The 17,062-nt window shown below is 61.3% G+C and carries 16 protein-coding genes and 4 tRNA genes; 8 read left to right on the forward strand and 12 right to left on the reverse strand.

Annotated elements, in window-relative coordinates:
• Nucleotides 1-2: 2 nt before the first annotated feature.
• The 6 genes from secE to FVE66_RS17685 form a co-directional block, all read right to left on the reverse strand.
• Nucleotides 3-383 (reverse strand): preprotein translocase subunit SecE, encoded by a 381-nt coding sequence (gene secE, locus FVE66_RS17660; protein ID WP_151448801.1) that lies wholly within the window; start codon nt 381-383, stop codon nt 3-5.
• Nucleotides 384-508: 125 nt separating this feature from the next.
• Nucleotides 509-584: transfer RNA gene (locus FVE66_RS17665), tRNA-Trp, on the reverse strand.
• Between the two features lie 60 nt (nt 585-644).
• Nucleotides 645-1,835: an elongation factor Tu gene (gene tuf / locus FVE66_RS17670; RefSeq protein WP_151448802.1), complete on the reverse strand. Its 1,191-nt coding sequence runs from the start codon at nt 1,833-1,835 to the stop codon at nt 645-647.
• 72 nt (nt 1,836-1,907) lie between these two features.
• Nucleotides 1,908-1,982, reverse strand: a tRNA-Thr gene (locus tag FVE66_RS17675).
• A gap of 41 nt (nt 1,983-2,023) precedes the next feature.
• Nucleotides 2,024-2,097, reverse strand: a tRNA-Gly gene (locus FVE66_RS17680).
• A gap of 60 nt (nt 2,098-2,157) precedes the next feature.
• Nucleotides 2,158-2,243: transfer RNA gene (locus FVE66_RS17685), tRNA-Tyr, on the reverse strand.
• 332 nt (nt 2,244-2,575) lie between these two features.
• Between FVE66_RS17685 and kefC the strand changes: the two genes are divergently transcribed.
• Complete coding sequence (kefC, locus tag FVE66_RS17690; RefSeq protein WP_151448803.1) at nt 2,576-4,381, forward strand: glutathione-regulated potassium-efflux system protein KefC; 1,806 nt, start codon at nt 2,576-2,578, stop codon at nt 4,379-4,381.
• Nucleotides 4,382-4,390: 9 nt separating this feature from the next.
• Here the strand turns inward: kefC and FVE66_RS17695 are convergent, their stop codons facing one another.
• From FVE66_RS17695 to FVE66_RS17710, 4 genes are all read right to left on the reverse strand, one after another.
• Nucleotides 4,391-5,815: a DHA2 family efflux MFS transporter permease subunit gene (locus FVE66_RS17695; protein ID WP_151448804.1), complete on the reverse strand. Its 1,425-nt coding sequence runs from the start codon at nt 5,813-5,815 to the stop codon at nt 4,391-4,393.
• A gap of 150 nt (nt 5,816-5,965) precedes the next feature.
• Nucleotides 5,966-6,184, reverse strand: coding sequence for a DUF2905 domain-containing protein (locus tag FVE66_RS17700; RefSeq protein WP_151448805.1), 219 nt, complete (start codon nt 6,182-6,184; stop codon nt 5,966-5,968).
• Nucleotides 6,181-6,378 carry a DUF2905 domain-containing protein gene (locus FVE66_RS17705; protein WP_151448806.1) on the reverse strand — a complete coding sequence of 66 codons (198 nt, stop codon included), beginning with the start codon at nt 6,376-6,378 and terminating at the stop codon, nt 6,181-6,183. Before FVE66_RS17705 ends, FVE66_RS17700 begins: the two co-directional genes overlap by 4 nt.
• A gap of 10 nt (nt 6,379-6,388) precedes the next feature.
• Nucleotides 6,389-7,561 (reverse strand): class I SAM-dependent methyltransferase, encoded by a 1,173-nt coding sequence (locus FVE66_RS17710; RefSeq protein WP_194164410.1) that lies wholly within the window; start codon nt 7,559-7,561, stop codon nt 6,389-6,391.
• A gap of 53 nt (nt 7,562-7,614) precedes the next feature.
• On the opposite strand from FVE66_RS17710, the gene FVE66_RS17715 reads away from it, so the two are divergent.
• The 3 genes from FVE66_RS17715 to ttcA are packed head-to-tail and all read left to right on the forward strand — an operon-like array spanning nt 7,615 to nt 9,710.
• Nucleotides 7,615-8,370: an SDR family oxidoreductase gene (locus tag FVE66_RS17715; protein WP_421830161.1), complete on the forward strand. Its 756-nt coding sequence runs from the start codon at nt 7,615-7,617 to the stop codon at nt 8,368-8,370.
• A gap of 12 nt (nt 8,371-8,382) precedes the next feature.
• Nucleotides 8,383-8,778 (forward strand): dihydroneopterin aldolase, encoded by a 396-nt coding sequence (locus FVE66_RS17720; RefSeq protein ID WP_151448808.1) that lies wholly within the window; start codon nt 8,383-8,385, stop codon nt 8,776-8,778.
• A gap of 2 nt (nt 8,779-8,780) precedes the next feature.
• A complete protein-coding gene (ttcA, locus tag FVE66_RS17725; RefSeq protein ID WP_151448809.1) occupies nt 8,781-9,710 on the forward strand; it encodes a tRNA 2-thiocytidine(32) synthetase TtcA in 930 nt (309 codons plus the stop codon).
• A 48-nt stretch (nt 9,711-9,758) separates the two neighbouring features.
• On the opposite strand, the gene FVE66_RS17730 is transcribed toward ttcA, so the two are convergent.
• Nucleotides 9,759-10,646: a DUF6279 family lipoprotein gene (locus FVE66_RS17730; RefSeq protein ID WP_151448810.1), complete on the reverse strand. Its 888-nt coding sequence runs from the start codon at nt 10,644-10,646 to the stop codon at nt 9,759-9,761.
• A gap of 19 nt (nt 10,647-10,665) precedes the next feature.
• Here FVE66_RS17730 and glmU point away from each other — a divergent pair, with 19 nt between their 5' ends.
• From glmU to FVE66_RS17750, 4 genes are all read left to right on the forward strand, one after another.
• Entirely contained in the window at nt 10,666-12,039 is a 1,374-nt protein-coding gene (gene glmU / locus FVE66_RS17735) for a bifunctional UDP-N-acetylglucosamine diphosphorylase/glucosamine-1-phosphate N-acetyltransferase GlmU (protein WP_151448811.1), read from the forward strand.
• Between the two features lie 3 nt (nt 12,040-12,042).
• Nucleotides 12,043-13,872: a glutamine--fructose-6-phosphate transaminase (isomerizing) gene (gene glmS, locus FVE66_RS17740; RefSeq protein ID WP_151448812.1), complete on the forward strand. Its 1,830-nt coding sequence runs from the start codon at nt 12,043-12,045 to the stop codon at nt 13,870-13,872.
• A 199-nt stretch (nt 13,873-14,071) separates the two neighbouring features.
• Nucleotides 14,072-15,025, forward strand: a complete 954-nt coding sequence (locus FVE66_RS17745; protein WP_151448813.1) for a glutathione S-transferase family protein — start codon at nt 14,072-14,074, stop codon at nt 15,023-15,025.
• A gap of 242 nt (nt 15,026-15,267) precedes the next feature.
• A complete protein-coding gene (locus tag FVE66_RS17750; RefSeq protein WP_151448814.1) occupies nt 15,268-15,780 on the forward strand; it encodes a cupin domain-containing protein in 513 nt (170 codons plus the stop codon).
• A gap of 80 nt (nt 15,781-15,860) precedes the next feature.
• On the opposite strand, the gene FVE66_RS17755 is transcribed toward FVE66_RS17750, so the two are convergent.
• Entirely contained in the window at nt 15,861-17,006 is a 1,146-nt protein-coding gene (locus tag FVE66_RS17755) for a GGDEF domain-containing response regulator (protein ID WP_151448815.1), read from the reverse strand.
• Nucleotides 17,007-17,062: the final 56 nt, after the last annotated feature.

The following is a 17,062-nucleotide window of genomic DNA, read 5'->3' on the forward strand; positions in this document are numbered from 1 at the left end:
GGTCATTTCCAGCCGAGGATAAGGTCGTACAACACGAATTCAAGCAGCTTGTCCGTGCCCCACAGGAAGATCGCCATCACCACGACGAACGCGAATACGACACCAGTAATCTGCAATGCTTCCCTGCGCGTGGGCCACACGACTTTTTTCGTTTCACGCACGGCTTCGCGCGAGAAATTCAGGAAGCCCCGGCCAGAGACGGTAGTCCAGGCAAACGCAACCGCCACGACCAGGCCGGCAACCAGCGCGCCGGCGCGAACATAGGTCGGGCGCCCGGCAAGGAAATAAAAGCCGACTACACCAGCGATGACGGCGAACACCGCCACGATGATCTTGGCTTTGTCGCCCGATGGGCTGACAGTCTGGACGGGTTGATTAGACATACTGTGTGACTTTCGGTGCTTTGACGGAACTGCAATGACACCGGAATAACGCCGGACCGGAACAACGCGCATTGCCAGCCGCTATCGAAAACCCGCTGAACAAACGCACTGGACCACCATGAAGGTGGCAGGGGCGGAGGGCCTCGAACCCCCAACCTACGGTTTTGGAGACCGTCACTCTGCCAATTGAGCTACGCCCCTACGTTCTTGGCACAAACGCCGAAGCGCCGCCACAACGGCGGCGCCACAGCGCATTCAGACTCAGTCGAGAATCTTGGCAACAACGCCGGCGCCGACGGTACGGCCGCCTTCGCGGATTGCAAAACGCAGACCCTCTTCCATCGCGATCGGGTTGATCAGCTGCACAGTGATCGACACGTTATCGCCTGGCATGACCATTTCCTTGTCCTTCGGCAGCTCGATCGCACCCGTCACGTCCGTGGTACGGAAGTAGAACTGCGGACGGTAGTTGTTGAAGAACGGCGTATGACGGCCGCCTTCGTCCTTCGACAGGACATAGATCTCGCCCGTGAAGTGCTTGTGCGGCTTGATCGAACCCGGCTTGGCCAGAACCTGGCCACGCTCCACGTCTTCACGCTTGGTGCCACGCAGCAGCACGCCGACGTTGTCGCCAGCCTGACCCTGGTCCAGCAGCTTGCGGAACATTTCCACGCCCGTGCAGATCGTCTTTTGCGTATCGCGGATACCAACGATTTCCAGCTCTTCGCCAACTTTCACGATGCCACGCTCGACACGACCGGTAACCACCGTGCCACGGCCGGAAATCGAGAACACGTCTTCAACCGGCAGCAGGAATGCGCCGTCAACAGCGCGCTCCGGCGTCGGGATGTACGTGTCCAGCGCTTCGGCCAGCTTCATGATCGCCTGCTCACCCAGCTCGCCCTTGTCGCCTTCCAGCGCCAGTTTGGCCGAACCACGGATGATTGGCAGGTCGTCGCCAGGGAACTCATACTTCGACAACAATTCGCGAACTTCCATCTCGACCAGTTCCAGCAACTCGTCGTCATCAACCATGTCGCACTTGTTCAGGAACACGATGATGTAAGGAACGCCAACCTGGCGCGCCAGCAGGATGTGCTCGCGGGTCTGCGGCATCGGGCCGTCAGCTGCCGAGCACACCAGGATCGCGCCATCCATCTGCGCCGCGCCGGTGATCATGTTCTTCACATAGTCAGCGTGGCCCGGGCAGTCAACGTGCGCATAGTGGCGGTTTTCTGTCTCGTACTCGACGTGCGCCGTGTTGATCGTGATGCCGCGCGCTTTTTCTTCAGGCGCTGCGTCGATCTCGTCATATTTCTTTGCTTCGCCGCCAAACTTGGCCGACAAAACAGTTGCAATCGCAGCCGTCAGCGTGGTCTTGCCATGATCGACGTGGCCAATCGTGCCCACATTCACGTGCGGTTTGGTCCGCTCAAACTTGCCTTTTGCCATCTTGGACTCCTAACGATTGAATGAGAATTTTCAGGCACGCGCCCGACTGTGTTCTGCTGATACTGCAAAAATTGGTGCCCTTGACGTGGATTGAACACGTGGCCTCTCCCTTACCAAGGGAGTGCTCTACCACTGAGCTACAAGGGCATTGTCGTCCGATGCCCCGAAAGACACGTCCAACCAAAAACTGGAGCGGGTGAAGGGAATCGAACCCTCGTCATAAGCTTGGAAGGCTTCAGCTCTACCATTGAGCTACACCCGCAAGGGCGACTGCTTCAGCCGCAACACATACAACTTCACTACTACTCCTTCCGCGTAAATCTGGTGGAGGGGGCTGGATTCGAACCAGCGTACTCGTAAGAGGGCAGATTTACAGTCTGCTGCCATTAACCACTCGGCCACCCCTCCGCGGGGAACCCCAAACTATAGATGTCCAAGTCCCCTTTGTCAAACAAAAAGTAATGTCACACATCACTTTTCTCACAATCCCGGATTGTCGCATGACAAGCCTCGTTCTCTCATCGGCCCGGAGCAAAATGAAATCCGGAATGAGCAAGCGAAAAGTCATGTTCCTGGTGTAGTGTTCTTGACAAGCCCGCAAAAACCGCAGCGATGCGCAGCCCGTTGGAGCCCTGTACCGCGTGGGGGTTTCCTATCACCCGGCCCGGCCGGCAGCGCCCAGCGCTTGCGGTGGCCCGGCCTGCCTTCGCCCGGCCTTCAACTTTTTCACGGACCCGAATATGGAATCAGGCCTGCTGCTGAACACCGTCGTCTACCTGCTGGCCGCGGTGATCGCGGTGCCGGTCGTCCAGCGGCTTGGCCTGGGTGGCGTCCTTGGCTACCTTGTAGCCGGCATCAGCATAGGCCCCTGGGGACTGGGCCTGGTGCGCGACGTACAGGTCATCCTGCATTTTTCGGAGTTCGGCGTCGTGCTTTTGCTGTTCCTGATCGGTCTGGAGCTTGAGCCCAAGCGACTCTGGACCATGCGTCGCGCGATCTTTGGCGGCGGCAGTCTGCAGGTTGCCGCCGTCAGCGGGGTCCTGTTTGCCTCAATATTTCTGGCTGGCCTCGACTGGAAGGCGGCACTCATCGCGGCGCTCGGGCTATCGTTATCCTCCACGGCGGTTGCCATCGCCTCCCTGGAGGAACGCAAGCTCACGGCGACCCCGGCCGGCACCACCGGTTTTTCCATCTTGCTGTTCCAGGATATCGCCGCAATCCCGATGATCGCGATCGTGCCGCTGCTCGGCTCCGCCGGGCTCGCTGTCGCCAACGAAGGTCCGGGCTGGCTGAAGGCGCTGCAGGTGGTGGCGGTCATCGCCGCATTGATCGTCGGCGGTCGCACCCTGCTGCGTCCGTTAATGCGGATCGTGGCAGGCACGAACATGCGCGAGATCTTTACTGCATTTGCGCTGCTGCTGGTAATCGGCATTGGCCTGGTGATGCAACTGGTGGGCATGTCGATGGCACTGGGTACCTTCATTGCTGGCGTCCTGCTGGCGGACTCGGAATACCGGCGGGCACTGGAAGCCGACCTCGAACCCTTCAAGGGCCTGCTTCTCGGCCTGTTCTTCATGGCGGTCGGCATGACGGTGGATTTCGGCGTCCTGTTGGCGCAGCCGCTGCTGGTACTGTCCCTGCTGGCCGGGTTCCTGACCTTGAAAGCCGGTGTCCTGTACGGGCTGGCTGTGCGTTTCGGCATTCCATCCAGGCAGCGGGTCCTGTTCGCCATGCTGCTGTCGCAGGGCAGCGAGTTCGCCTTCGTCATCTTCGGCGCCGCCGCCACCGCACGGGTTTTCAGCGCAGAGGTGTCCGCGCTCCTGATTCTGGTGGTCGCGCTCTCGCTGGTCGCCACACCGCTGCTGCTCCTGCTGCACGACAAGTTTCTTGCACCGCGGCTGCAGGCACACGCCAGACGCCGGCAGGACACGGTGGAGCCGCGGGAGGGCCATGTGATCATTGCCGGATTCGGGCGGTTCGGCCAGATTGTCGGCAGGCTGCTTCACGCCAACCAGATTCCGCTGACGGTACTGGACCATGACCCCGACCAGATCGATTTGCTGCGCCGTTTCGGGTTCGAGGTGTTTTATGGAGACGCGACCCGGCTCGACCTGCTGCGGACGGCCGGTGCCTCAAAGGCCCGGGCGCTGGTGGTCGCGATTGACGACGTCGGCGACAGCCTGAAACTGGTGGAAGTGGTGAGGGAGGCCTTTCCCGGGCTGCTGATCCTCGCCCGGGCGCGCAATGTCTCGCATTACTACGACCTGCTCGACCGCGGCGTCACGCTGATCGAACGGGAGACCTTCGAATCGGCGCTGCGCCTGGGTCAGGACGCACTACAACATCTCGGGTTCGACGCCCACTTCGCGCGGGAGGCGGCATTGAAGTTCCGGTCCCACAACCTCGCATCGCTGCTGAAGGTGTACCCGCATTACAAGGACCAGGAAACGATGGTCTCAATGGCGCGCCAGGCGCGTGACGAACTGGAGCAGATGTTTGCCAGCGACCTTGAGGCGATGAAAAAGGAGCACCCCGGCAGCAACTGAGGAATCCTGCTACCTCGGCGGTGCGGCGCGGACGCGCCATGCGGCCAGCACCCCGACGGCGCAGATCGCTGCAAGGAACAGGAAGGTTTCATCGAAGGCCTTGATGCGGTCGGCCGGATTGCCCCCGCAGTCACCCAAAGCCGTATTGTGGGCCGCCAGGCGCCACTCGAGCACGATTCCGACCAGGCTGACCCCGATTGCGCCGCCCAGCTGCCTCAGGAAATTGATTGTGCTCGTACCTTGGGCCAGGAGCGTTGGATCAATGCCGCGCAGTGCACCGACACTCAGGGCAGGCAATACGCATCCCAAGCCAATGCGGCCAATTATTGCCCACGCCATCAACGCGACAAAACCGGTACCGGTCGTTCCGGTACTCATCAGCAGGAAGGACACTGACAGCAGGACTAGTCCGATCGACACCAGCAAGTAAGGAGGATGGCGATCCGTCATCCTGCCGGCCACCGCAATCACCAATGCCAGCACGAAGCCGGCGGGCAATATGACCAGCCCGGCGTGGCTCGGCGAGTAGTTCAGCGCCATCTGGGTGTACACGGGCAGCAGGTAAGTGGATCCGAACAATCCCATTCCATAGATGAAAGCAACGCACGCTCCCATCACGAACTGGCGGTAGCGAAAGACGCTCATCGCGACCAGCGGATGCGACGCCCGCAACTGGTACCAGACGAATACCGCGAGGGTCATCAGGCCCGCCAGCAGCAGCGAGAAACCGAGCAAGGTCTCCTTCTGCAGTTGCACCAGGCCATTCATCAGCGCCACCACCCCTATACCGGCCAGCAACAAGCCTTTCCAGTCGAGCGCCTGGGCATCGCCGGCCAGCGAGGACGTCCTCGACAACAGCTTGCGGGCCAGGTATATCGAGAACAGGCAGAACGGAATCACGACGAAAAATATCGAGCGCCATCCGAACTGTTCGACCAGGAACCCGCCAACGCTGGGGCCGATCGCCGGCGCCAGCACGACCCCGAATCCGAACACGCCCATTGCCCGGCCGTGCTGATTGCTGTCGAAGGCGCGCAGCACGAAGATCGCCGGAATCGGCTGCAGTACGCCGGCAGCCACGCCCTCCACTATCCGCATCGATATCAGCATCGGATAGTTGACGCTGAAGCCGCCAACCACGCCGCCGGCAAGCAACAACAGGACGGCACCGGTGTAAGCCTGGCGCAGGCCAAAGCGCAATAGCAGCCATGGCGTGGCCATCATCGACAGCGTCATGGAGAGCATGAAGGCGGTGGATACCCACTGCGCGCGCTCCTGCCCGAGGCCGAAGTGAGCCGATAAGTCCGGCACGGCAACGTTGACGATGGTCGAGGCGAGGATGGACGCCATCGACCCGATCATCAGGGAAAACAGCACCATCCACTTGTAGCGGGGGCCGTGGCGCGCTCTGAGCTCTTCCAGGGTAAGGGACATCGAAACTGCCGCAAGCGGCGCAAGGGAAGAATGCCGCAAGTATACAGGGAGAAATAAAGGGAAAACACAGGGGAAAATACTGGTGAAATTGCCACTGGTCTTGCAGGGCAACACACCCCCCTGCAAGCCAGCATCATCCGGCCCCTGCTGCTAGCTGCAGAACAGGCAGGTCAGCGCCACCAGTTCAGCCAGTCCGAATGCGACGGCAGACCAGAGGACGGTGGAACCGAATGGCAGGCAGAACGCCTGCCCGAACAGCGTGAAGCGAATGTCGCCCGGCAGCCGCCCGAGCCCCAGCTTCGCCAGGAATGGCAGCAGGCCCGAGAAAACCATCAGCATGAGGAATATGGCAACTACCCACCGGATCATTTGACCAGTCTCCCGATCACAAATATCACCATCGAGAACAGGATGGTCGACGCAAAGGGCAGCAGGATGCGCCGGCCGAACAGCGTAAAGCGGATGTCGCCGGGAAGCCGCCCGATCCCGAGCTTTTCCAGCCAGGGCAGCATGGCCGAGAACACAAGCATTGCAATGAAAATGGTGACCAGCCAGCGGATCATGGACGCGGCCTCACAGGCGATGGCTGCGGTCGCCGCGCGCAAGCGCAGGCGGCAGCGCGATCTTCCTGCCCATTACCAGCACCTTGAACAGTTCACCCATCTCGGCCGGCGAGGTGAGCTTCTGCACCGCATTGGCCAGCGGCAGGTAACGCAGGTGGTCATCGGCGGGTGTCTGCATCAACAGCGCCGGCAAACCTGCGTTGAGCAGGAAAGACGCCTGGCTGGTGTAGAGCAGCAGATCGGCGCCGCTGTCCAGCCCGGCGCGGGCGACGTCGGTAAAGTCGACATGCGCGGTAATGTCTTGCAGGCCGGGGAGGTAGAAAGGGTCATCATGCGCGTGATGCCGGTAATGACACATCAGCGTGCCGGCCACGCGTTGAGGCAGGTAATACTCGTGCGCGGGAAACCCGTAATCCACGAAGATGGCAGCACCTTGATCCAGGATGCCGCACAAGGAGTGCATGAAGCCTCGCGCCAGCGGATGGACTTCGGCCACATAGCCGTCGGGCAGCGCGTCCGGCTCCGGCACCTGTGCCAGCAGTTGGGCCAGCTCTTCCGGCGGACAAGCGCGGTCGGAAAATCCGAAACCGAAGTTGGTGCCTGCGCTGGTGCTGGTGCTGATTCTGGCCACCCCGCGCTCGAGCCAGCCGGATGCCTGCCTGACAAGTAGCCGGACCGGCATCGCGTCCAGCACTTCATTTCCGATCGCGACCCCTGAAAACCGCTCCGGCATGGTGTCCAGCCAGCGCACCTGGGGAAAGTCGCGCAGCGTCTGTTGTTGCCGTTCACGCAATTCGCCGGAGAGTTCGACAATGGCATACGACGCAGCAGGCGCGCCGATCTGCTCCAGCTCGGTCAGCATGTCCCGGGCCAGCTTGCCGGTTCCGGCGCCAAACTCGACGAGATTGCGCGGACACTGGGCAAACAATGCCGCAGCAGCATGCGCCAGCGTGCGACCGAACAGCGGCGTCATTTCCGGGGCGGTTGTAAAATCACCGTCTTTCCCCAGCTTTTCCGAACCCCCGCTGTAGTAGCCCAGCCCGGGCGCGTACAAAGCCAGTTCCATATAGCGGGCAAAAGAAATCCAGCCGCCGCTGCTTTCGATTTCGCTGGCGATTTTTTCCTGCAGCGCGCAGGACGCGGCCAGCGCGTCAGGAGAAGGTTGAGGCAGTTGCAGTTGCATAACCCTATTGTAGTGGCAATCCCCGGACCAACCTGATCCCTATGACAGCCGACATGCAAAAAGTTGCCTTGGTCACCGGTGCCGGAAAACGCATCGGAAAAGCGATCGCCCTGGCACTGGCCAGGCATGGCTGGGACATCGTCGTGCACTACAACCGCTCCGCGGCCGAGGCAGAATCGACAGTCGCAGCAATCCAGGCTGCAGGCCGGCGCGCCGTGCCGGTACAGTGCGACCTGACCGATGAAGCGGCAGTACGCGCCTTGCTCGCGCGCTGCGCCGAGGTCCTGGCGCCGGTGTCATGCGTGGTCAATAATGCATCGCTTTTCCGTTTCGACGATGCCGCCACGGTTTCCGCGGCTGCGCTGGTCGAGCATATGCAGACCAACCTGACCGCGCCGCTGCTGCTGGCCCAGGCGCTGGCAACGGCGCTTCCCGCCGGCGGCCAAGGCGTGGTAATCAACCTGCTGGATCAGAAACTGGCCAACCTGAATCCGGACTTCCTGTCCTATACCCTGTCAAAAGCGGCCCTGCAAACGGCCACCGTGATGCTGGCGCAGGCGCTGGCACCGGCGATCCGCGTCGTCGGCGTGTCGCCTGGCATCACGATGGTCTCCGGCGACCAGACAGAAAACGAATTCCGCCAGGCCCATGCGATGACCCCGCTGGGGCGCTCCAGCACCCCCGAAGACGTCGCCGCTGCGGTATGCTTTGCCGCCGAATCGCCGGCCATCACCGGCACCACGCTGATCGTCGACGGAGGACAGCACCTGATGCCCCTCCCGCGCGACGTCATGTTCATTGCGAAATAACCCCTCACGACCATGCCCTTTGCCCTCTCCCACCCCCAACTGGCCGGCTGCCGCCGCCTGTTCCTTCGCAATTACGAGGTGCAGATCAATATCGGCGTGCACGACTTCGAAAAGAAGGGCGAGCAGCGCGTCCTGATCAATGTCGACCTGTTCATTCCGCTGGCCCTGTCCACGCCGCACAGCGACAGCCTGCAGGAAGTTGTCGATTACGACTTCATGCGCGAAACCATCGCGCGCCGGATGGCACAAGGCCACATCCACCTGCAGGAAACGCTGTGCGACGATGTCGCGCAAGCCATGCTGTTGCACCCCAAGGTGCGCGGCGTGCGAGTGTCGACCGAAAAGCCGGACGTCTACCCGGATTGCGAAGGCGTGGGCGTTGAAGTGTTCCAGGTAAAGGAGGCGTAGACATGCCCGGCACCCTCCTGCAGGACGCGGCCCTGATGACCCAGCGCAAGGCAGAAAAAGCCGTCTACGAAAACAACAAGCTGCACAAGCGGCTGTGCCGGCTGGTTGGCCAGGCCATCGGCGACTTCAACATGATCGAGGACGGCGACAAGGTCATGGTGTGCCTGTCGGGCGGCAAGGACAGCTACGCGCTGCTCGACATCCTGCTGACCCTGCGCGAGCGCGCGCCGATCCAATTCGATATCGTCGCCGTCAACCTCGACCAGAAGCAGCCGAATTTCCCGGCTGATGTGCTGCCCGCTTACCTGGAAAAACTGGGCGTGCAGTACCACATCGAGAACCAGGACACCTACAGCATCGTCAAGCGCGTCATCCCGGAAGGCAAGACCACCTGTTCGCTCTGCTCGCGCCTGCGCCGCGGGATCCTGTACCGGGTCGCCGGTGAACTGGGCGCCACCAAGATCGCGCTCGGCCATCACCGCGACGACATCCTCGAAACCTTCTTCCTGAACATGTTCTTCGGCGCCAAGCTGAAAGGGATGCCGCCCAAGCTGCAGTCGGACGACGGACGCAACATCGTGATCCGGCCGCTCGCTTACGTGAAGGAAGAGGACACCATCCGCTACGCGGAACTGCGGCAGTTCCCCATCATTCCCTGCGACCTGTGCGGCAGCCAGGAAAACCTGCAACGCAAGCAGATCAAGGCCATGCTGCGGGATTGGGAAAAGAAATATCCGGGACGGGTCGAGAACATATTCTCGTCACTGTCGACCGTGGTGCCGTCGCACCTGATGGATGCGAACGCCTTCGATTTCTCTGGACTGAAGATCACCGGCGAACCGGTCGCCGAAGGCGATATCGCGTTCGATGAGGATCCGTGCGCGCCGCCATCGGCGCCGGTCGTCCTGCACCTGCGACGCAGCGAGGACTGACAGCAACGAAAAACAAGGCGACGGCAGGGTTGCGCCAGCGCACGCAGATCAGCGCTCCGACAGCCGCCGGAAATCGTTGATCCAGTGCTGCAGGGTGTGCGTAAAGTGCGCTTTCTGCTCTGCGGTCGTGCCATTGATGATTTCGGTCACCTGGCGAATCGTTGCCGCTTCATAAGCCTGGTAATAAGCCTTGTGATCGGCATTGCCGAAATGCTCGGTGGCGGCTTTCACGTATTCACGCACCATCTGGATCGCCGCCTCGCGCGATGGCTTCTCGGCCTGGATCCGCCGCAACATGACCAGGATCGCCTGCTGGCGCCGCATGCGCTCGCGCAACACCAGCTCGTTGTTCAGCGGACGCGCATCGGAAAGCTCGCGCAGGCGCTGTTCCTGTGCGGCGCTGAAATTGCCGAAGAAGTACTCCGCCTGTTTCAGTGCCTTCTTGTAACGGTCACGCTGACGTTTCGCAATGTCACCACGCAGATTATCCTTACGATAATCCTCATTGTTGGAAGCAAATTTCTTTTCCAGATGCGCAATCTGTTCGGAATGCATGGACAGGGCGATATCCGCCAAGCCCGGGGTGGAACGGTCGATGATCAACAGTACGTGCTTGCGAACGGTGGCTGCGTCGGCTTTCACCTCGGCCTCGGTGACCGGGCCATGCACCCGCTGCTGCGCCTTTTGCAGGAGTTCGATATAACCGGGAAGCTCAGTGCGGCGGTGCCACGCAAAAATTTCGTCGATTTCCGCCTTGACCCAAGGCCTCTGCTCGTCAGTGAAATCGACGTAGCGGTCAAGCCAGAAGTAGGAAAGTCCCTCGCCCTTGTTGTACGCCATGCGCGCCATTCCGCAACCGGCCAACAGGGCGACAAGCAGTACCAGGAACGCGGTTCTTGCTGAGCGCTGCATGTGCTGCATGCTAATATTTCCCATTGTCTTCAATTAGCTACCCATGAACGTCGTCATTCTCGCTGCAGGCATGGGCAAGCGGATGAATTCCGCGCTGCCCAAGGTGCTACACCCGCTGGCCGGCAAAGCGCTGCTGTCCCACGTCCTCGACACCGCAAGGTCGCTGTCCCCGGCCCGTCTCTGCATCGTATACGGCCACGGCGGAGACATGGTACCCGAAGCAATGCGGGCCGATGACGTCGCCTTTGCGCTTCAGGAGCCGCAACTTGGCACAGGTCATGCCGTGATGCAGGCATTGCCGGCGCTCGACGACTCGCTTCCAACCCTGATTCTCTACGGCGACGTCCCGCTCACGCGCCGCGACACGCTAAAGCAATTATTGGACAGCGCTGGCGACGATAAGTTGTCAGTGCTGACAGTCACGCTCGACGATCCCACCGGCTATGGCCGCATCGTCCGCGAAGACGGCAACATCGTGCGCATCGTCGAGCAGAAGGATGCAAGCGATGAGCAGCGTGCGATCCGGGAGGTGAATACCGGCATCATGGTTGTCCCGCCGGGACGCCTGCGCCCCTGGTTGCAGCAACTTTCCAATGACAACGCCCAACGCGAGTACTACCTGACCGACATCATTGCCCGTGCAGTCAGCGAAGGCGTCGCCGTCACTTCCGCGCAGCCACAATCGGTGTGGGAAACGCTGGGCGTCAACAGCAAGCTGCAACTGGCGGAACTGGAGCGGACGTTCCAGGCCAGCCAGGCCACTGCCCTGCTGGAACAAGGTGTCACGCTCGCCGATCCGGCGCGCATCGATATCCGCGGTTCGCTGCGCTGCGGCCGCGACGTCACGATCGATGTCAATTGCGTATTCGAAGGCGAGGTCGAGCTTGGCGACAATGTCTCGATCGGACCAAACTGCGTGCTGCGCAACGTGCGCGTCGCCGACAAGGTCAGTATCAAGGCCTTTTGCCACCTGGAAGACGCCGAAGTGGGTGCCGAATCGCTGGTGGGGCCGTTCGCCCGCCTGCGCCCCGGCGCCCGACTGGGACGCGAAGTCCACATCGGCAATTTTGTCGAAGTAAAGAACAGCAATATCGCCGACTATTCCAAGGCGAATCATCTCGCTTATGTCGGTGACGCGGACATAGGTTCGCGCGTCAATATCGGCGCCGGTGTGATCACCGTCAATTACGACGGCGTCAACAAGCACCGCACGACCATTGAAGATGACGCCTTCGTCGGCAGTGATTGCCAGCTGATCGCGCCAGTGCGCGTTGGCAAGGGCTCCAACATCGGTGCCGGCACCACGCTGACGCGGGATGCGCCGCCAGGCAAGCTGACGATATCGCGCGTCAAGCAAACCGTGATCGAGGGCTGGACCCGCCCGACCAAGAAACAGAAACCCCAGAAACAGGACTGACCCATGTGTGGCATCGTCGGCGCAGTTGCGCAACGTAATATTGTTCCCATCCTGCTGGAAGGCCTTAAGAGGCTGGAGTATCGCGGCTACGACTCCTGCGGCGTCGCAGTGAACAGCCAGGGCCTGAAGCGCGCCCGCAGCGTGGCACGCGTCGCCGAGCTGGAGCGCGAAGTCGAGCAAACCGGATTTGCCGGTTCGGCCGGCATCGCCCACACCCGCTGGGCCACGCATGGCGCCCCGGCCACCAATAATGCCCACCCTCATTTTTCCTCCGGAAAGCACGGCGAGAACTTCATCGGCGTGGTGCACAACGGCATCATCGAAAATTACGAGTCAATCCGGGACGAACTGAAAGCCAAGGGCTATCACTTCGAATCGCAAACAGATACCGAAGTCGTCGCCCACCTGGTCAACGACAGTTATGACGGTGACCTGCTGCGCACCGTGCAAAAGGTCGTCAAGCGCCTGACCGGCGCGTTTGCCATTGCCGTGTTCTGCAAGGACGAGCCGGAGCGCGTGATCGGCGCCCGCCTGGGCTGCCCGCTGATCGTCGGACTTGGCCACGGCGAGAACTTCCTGGCATCAGACGCCATGGCGCTCGCCGGCACCACCGACCAGATCATCTATCTGGAAGAAGGCGACGTGGTCGACGTCAAGCGCGAAGGCGTGCGCATTTTCGATCGCGACGACCAGGAAGTGCAGCGCAAGGCCCAGACCGTGACCGCCTACTCGGGCGCGATCGACCTCGGCCCCTACCGTCACTACATGCAAAAGGAAATCTTCGAGCAACCGCGCGCGATCACCGATACGCTGGAAGGCGTGCAGGGCTTCGTTCCGGACCTGTTCGGGCAGCGCGCAGAGGAAGTGTTCGGCCAGATCGACGCCGTGCAGATCCTGGCTTGCGGCACCAGCTATTACTCGGGCATGACCGCGAAATATTGGCTGGAAAGCGTGGCCGGCCTGCCGACCAGCGTGGAAATCGCCAGCGAGTATCGCTACCGCACGCCGGCAGTGAATCCGAACGCGCTGATCGTCGTCATCTCGCAATCCGGCGAGACAGCGGACACGCTGGCAGCGCTGAAGTATGCGAAGGAACTTGGCCACAAGCATTCAATCGCCATCTGCAACGTCGCCACCTCGGCGATGGTGCGCGAGACCGAGCTGGCCTACCTGACCCGCGCCGGCGCTGAAATCGGCGTGGCCTCGACCAAGGCCTTTACCACCCAGCTGACCGCACTGTTCCTGCTCACGCTGACGCTGGCAAAAATGCGCGGCCGGCTGTCAGCTGAAGAAGAACAGCAGCAACTGCGAAACCTGCGCCATTTGCCGACCGCACTGCAAAGCGTGCTGGCGCTGGAGCCCCAGGTGATCGCATGGGCGGAAGCATTCGCCCGCAAGGAAAACGCCCTGTTCCTCGGACGTGGCCTGCATTACCCGATCGCGCTGGAAGGCGCGCTGAAACTGAAAGAGATTTCCTACATCCACGCCGAGGCCTATCCGGCCGGCGAGCTGAAGCACGGCCCGCTGGCGCTGGTGACGGCCGAAATGCCAGTGGTCACGGTAGCGCCGAACGATGCGCTGATCGAGAAGCTGAAGTCCAACATGCAGGAAGTGCGGGCCCGCGGCGGCCAGCTGTATGTGTTTGCAGACGGCGATTCCCACATCAGTTCCAGCGAAGGCGTGCATGTGATCCGCATGCCCGAGCACTACGGGCTGCTGTCGCCCATCCTGCACGTGGTCCCGCTGCAATTGCTGGCCTATCACACGGCGCTGGCGCGCGGGACGGACGTGGACAAGCCGCGGAACCTGGCGAAGTCGGTGACGGTGGAGTGAGGGAGGCTGGCTTGGCCAAACGCTGAACCAGCTTTTTTGGCGTCGAACTTGCCGAAAGCTGGCTGATCAACCAATCCTCTTCTGAAAGACATCATTGATGTCGACAAGGAGATCACCGTAGCGTAGCCAACAGCAGGGAGTCCGAGGTGTTGGTTTTCGACCCCGACGCTTGAACTTTCCCTATCAGGAACAAGAAGCAATGGACACCGCACCAAGCAACGGAAATACATGGACCAAGGAAGTCAGCGATGACGGCGCCTTTGTGCGCACTCCAACGCACTTCCATGGCAGTGTTTCGCGGGACGCAACGTCGAAGCATGCCGCAGAATCCGGGCGCTATCACCTGTATGTATCCCTTGCCTGCCCTTGGGCCCACCGCACACTGATTGTGCGGGCGCTCAAGGGTCTGCAGGATGTGATCAGCGTCGATGTAGTGCATCCCCATCTGACGGATAGCGGATGGTCTTTCGCGACGGATTTTCCGGGCTCGACGGGTGACAGCCTCGGCATGCGCAGCCATCTGCAGCAAGTCTACCGTCAGGCGTCGCCTGACTACACGGGCATCATCACCGTTCCCGTCCTGTGGGACAAAAAGCTCGGCACCATCGTCAACAACGAGTCTGCTGAAATCATCCGGATGCTGAACGCCGAATTCCAGGCGTTTTCCACCCGGCCGGAACTGGATCTCTACCCGGAACAATTGCGAGCCGTCATCGACGACACCAATGCCTGGGTTTACAAAAGCATCAACAACGGCGTTTACCGCAGCGGCTTTGCCAAAAGCCAAGGGGCGCACGAACAGGCCGTCAACGAACTTTTTGACGCCCTGGACAGGGTCGAGGGCATCCTGTCGAAGCAGGCCTTCCTGTGCGGCGATGTCCTGACTGAGGCGGACGTACGGCTGTTCACCAGCCTGATCCGATTCGACGCCGTGTACCACACGCATTTCAAGTGCAATCGGAAGCTGATCTCCCAATATCCGTCCATGCTCCGGTTCATGGCCACAATCCATCGCTTGCCCGGGGTGGCTGCGACCGTCGACCTGGATCAGATCCGGTTTCATTACTACTACTCGCATCGGCACATCAACCCGACAGGCATCGTGCCCCGTGGACCCGACATCTTGCAGCAATTGGCTGCTGCAAGGGCCTGATTCGGGCCGTTGGTCGACTTCGCGGAAGGCTTCAAGGGGTGATGATGGTTCGCGGGCTTTGCGCTGCAATGCATTGCATTCTGCACCCATCGCCGGCAAGCATGGTGAGGATCAGCGACCAGCGACTTCCTGGGAAAATTACCTGACGCCACGAATGGCCAAGGTCAGAACGGCTATAAAATTGCTCAAACCGGATTTTGATCGATCCCGGACAAACCAGATTCGCCCCAAGGAAATCAGGAATGAGTGAAGGCAAGCACCCCGCCGATGCCACCGCTACCACCGCTACCATCAGGGCCATCAGTGCCGCCGAGGCACCGGCTCGGAAGACACCGTCCAACTATCCATCGCCGTTCGCAGAACGCATGAGCGGCCGCGAAAAGCGCGTACTCGGCGACCTGTTCGGGTTGAAGAATTTCGGCGTCAACCTGACCCGGCTCGAACCGGGCGCGGTGTCCTCGCTTCGGCACAGCCACAGCAAACAGGATGAATTCATCTATGTGCTGGAGGGCACGCCCACGCTGGTGACCGATCACGGCCCCGAGTTGCTGGCGCCCGGCATGTGCGCCGGTTTCGCTGCAGGTAACGGCAACGCACATTGCCTCGAAAACAGGTCGGCTGGCGCCGTCGTCTACCTGGAAGTGGGTGATCGGACCATCGGGGACCAAGGCAGCTATCCGGATGACGACATCCAGGCGCTGAAGCTGGCCGACGGAGGCTGGGCATTCGCCCACAAGGATGGCTCGCCGTATTGACCGTTACGGACGGGCTCGTCGCCGCCGTCTGCCTGTCTGTCCGCCTGCCTGTTCATATCCCAGCGGCCCAACAAGCTCCTTCACGAACCAGGCCGCGGCTCCGTCCTGACAGACCGGACCCGCTGCCAGCCACCTGGTTCCTCCGCGATCGGCTCATGAAACCGGTACAAGCCCCGTCCCGATGTCTTGGCGCGATACATCGCCGTATCGGCCCGTGCGAGCAAGACCTCCGGATTGTCACCATCGCGCGGATACAGGCTGACGCCGATCGACGCCGCCACCATGTTCCGTCCGTTGGTCAACTCGAACGGCTGGCGTAATACCTCCAGGATGCGTTGGGCGACGTGCGCGGCATCCGATTCGGAATTCATCTGTTCGATGATGAGCACGAATTCATCACCGCCATGGCGGGCGATGCTGTCGCTCGGTTTCAGGGCGGATTTCATCCGCAATGCCGCGGCACGCAGCAGTTCGTCGCCGGCAAGATGGCCGAGGGTGTCGTTGACTGCCTTGAATCCGTCGAGGTCGAGATACATGACCGCCAGCATCCGGTTGCTGGCCCGTGCGCGCTGCAATGCGCACGGCAGGTAGTTCATCAGCCAATGCCGGTTCGGCAGGCTGGTCAGCGGATCTTCATTCGCCAGCCGCGACAGTTCACGCGCCTGCGCTTCGGACTCGAGCACGTGCTGTTGAGCCAGATCGAGCTGCTGGTTCAGCTTCGCCAGCTCGGCGCTGTGGTTCTCGACCAGCTGCTCAAGCTGCATCCGCATCAGTTCGCTCACCTTGCGGCCGGTGGCCAATGCCACCGCCAGTTCGGCGCCGATGGTACGCAAATGGCGAATTTCCTGTGCCCGCATCAGGGCCGCCTCGACCGCCGGCACCAATTGCTTGGCATCGACCGGCTTGACCAGGTAACCGATCGCACCATGCTCGGCGGCCTGGCGCACGATATCGTGCTGCACGTGCGAGGACAGGAACATGAAAGGCACACTGGTTTCCTTGCGCAGGCGACGCGCCAGTTCCAGCCCCGACATGCCAGGCATGGAGACGTCGAGCAAGGCCAGGTCCGGCGTCCGCCGCGCCACCAGTTCAAGGGCTTTCTCGGCTGTGGTCGCCTGCAGCACTTCGTAACCGGCCCGGCGCATGCCGGCATTGAGCCGGGCCAGCAGGACGCGATCGTCGTCGACCGTCAATATGCAACGCTTGCCTTCTTGTTTTTCTTGCATCACCGGTGCGCTCTCCTGCTGTTGATCGACTGCCGGACTGGCTGTTCGGGCGGTCT

The organism is Lacisediminimonas profundi (assembly GCF_008831265.1).
GTDB lineage: Bacteria > Pseudomonadota > Gammaproteobacteria > Burkholderiales > Burkholderiaceae_D > Lacisediminimonas > Lacisediminimonas profundi.

What these genes read in the sequence shown, in the direction of transcription:
- FVE66_RS17720 (WP_151448808.1), top strand. Translation starts at nt 8,383, where the DNA reads ATGCCCTTTGCCCTCTCCCACCCCCAACTGGCCGGCTGCCGCCGCCTG.
- FVE66_RS17705 (WP_151448806.1), bottom strand. Translation starts at nt 6,378, where the DNA reads ATGATCCGCTGGCTGGTCACCATTTTCATTGCAATGCTTGTGTTCTCG.
- FVE66_RS17710 (WP_194164410.1), bottom strand. Translation starts at nt 7,561, where the DNA reads ATGCAACTGCAACTGCCTCAACCTTCTCCTGACGCGCTGGCCGCGTCC.
- kefC (WP_151448803.1), top strand. Translation starts at nt 2,576, where the DNA reads ATGGAATCAGGCCTGCTGCTGAACACCGTCGTCTACCTGCTGGCCGCG.
- secE (WP_151448801.1), bottom strand. Translation starts at nt 383, where the DNA reads ATGTCTAATCAACCCGTCCAGACTGTCAGCCCATCGGGCGACAAAGCC.
- FVE66_RS17730 (WP_151448810.1), bottom strand. Translation starts at nt 10,646, where the DNA reads ATGGGAAATATTAGCATGCAGCACATGCAGCGCTCAGCAAGAACCGCG.
- FVE66_RS17755 (WP_151448815.1), bottom strand. Translation starts at nt 17,006, where the DNA reads ATGCAAGAAAAACAAGAAGGCAAGCGTTGCATATTGACGGTCGACGAC.
- FVE66_RS17750 (WP_151448814.1), top strand. Translation starts at nt 15,268, where the DNA reads ATGAGTGAAGGCAAGCACCCCGCCGATGCCACCGCTACCACCGCTACC.
- ttcA (WP_151448809.1), top strand. Translation starts at nt 8,781, where the DNA reads ATGCCCGGCACCCTCCTGCAGGACGCGGCCCTGATGACCCAGCGCAAG.
- FVE66_RS17745 (WP_151448813.1), top strand. Translation starts at nt 14,072, where the DNA reads ATGGACACCGCACCAAGCAACGGAAATACATGGACCAAGGAAGTCAGC.
- glmS (WP_151448812.1), top strand. Translation starts at nt 12,043, where the DNA reads ATGTGTGGCATCGTCGGCGCAGTTGCGCAACGTAATATTGTTCCCATC.
- FVE66_RS17715 (WP_421830161.1), top strand. Translation starts at nt 7,615, where the DNA reads ATGCAAAAAGTTGCCTTGGTCACCGGTGCCGGAAAACGCATCGGAAAA.
- FVE66_RS17695 (WP_151448804.1), bottom strand. Translation starts at nt 5,815, where the DNA reads ATGTCCCTTACCCTGGAAGAGCTCAGAGCGCGCCACGGCCCCCGCTAC.
- glmU (WP_151448811.1), top strand. Translation starts at nt 10,666, where the DNA reads ATGAACGTCGTCATTCTCGCTGCAGGCATGGGCAAGCGGATGAATTCC.
- FVE66_RS17700 (WP_151448805.1), bottom strand. Translation starts at nt 6,184, where the DNA reads ATGATCCGGTGGGTAGTTGCCATATTCCTCATGCTGATGGTTTTCTCG.
- tuf (WP_151448802.1), bottom strand. Translation starts at nt 1,835, where the DNA reads ATGGCAAAAGGCAAGTTTGAGCGGACCAAACCGCACGTGAATGTGGGC.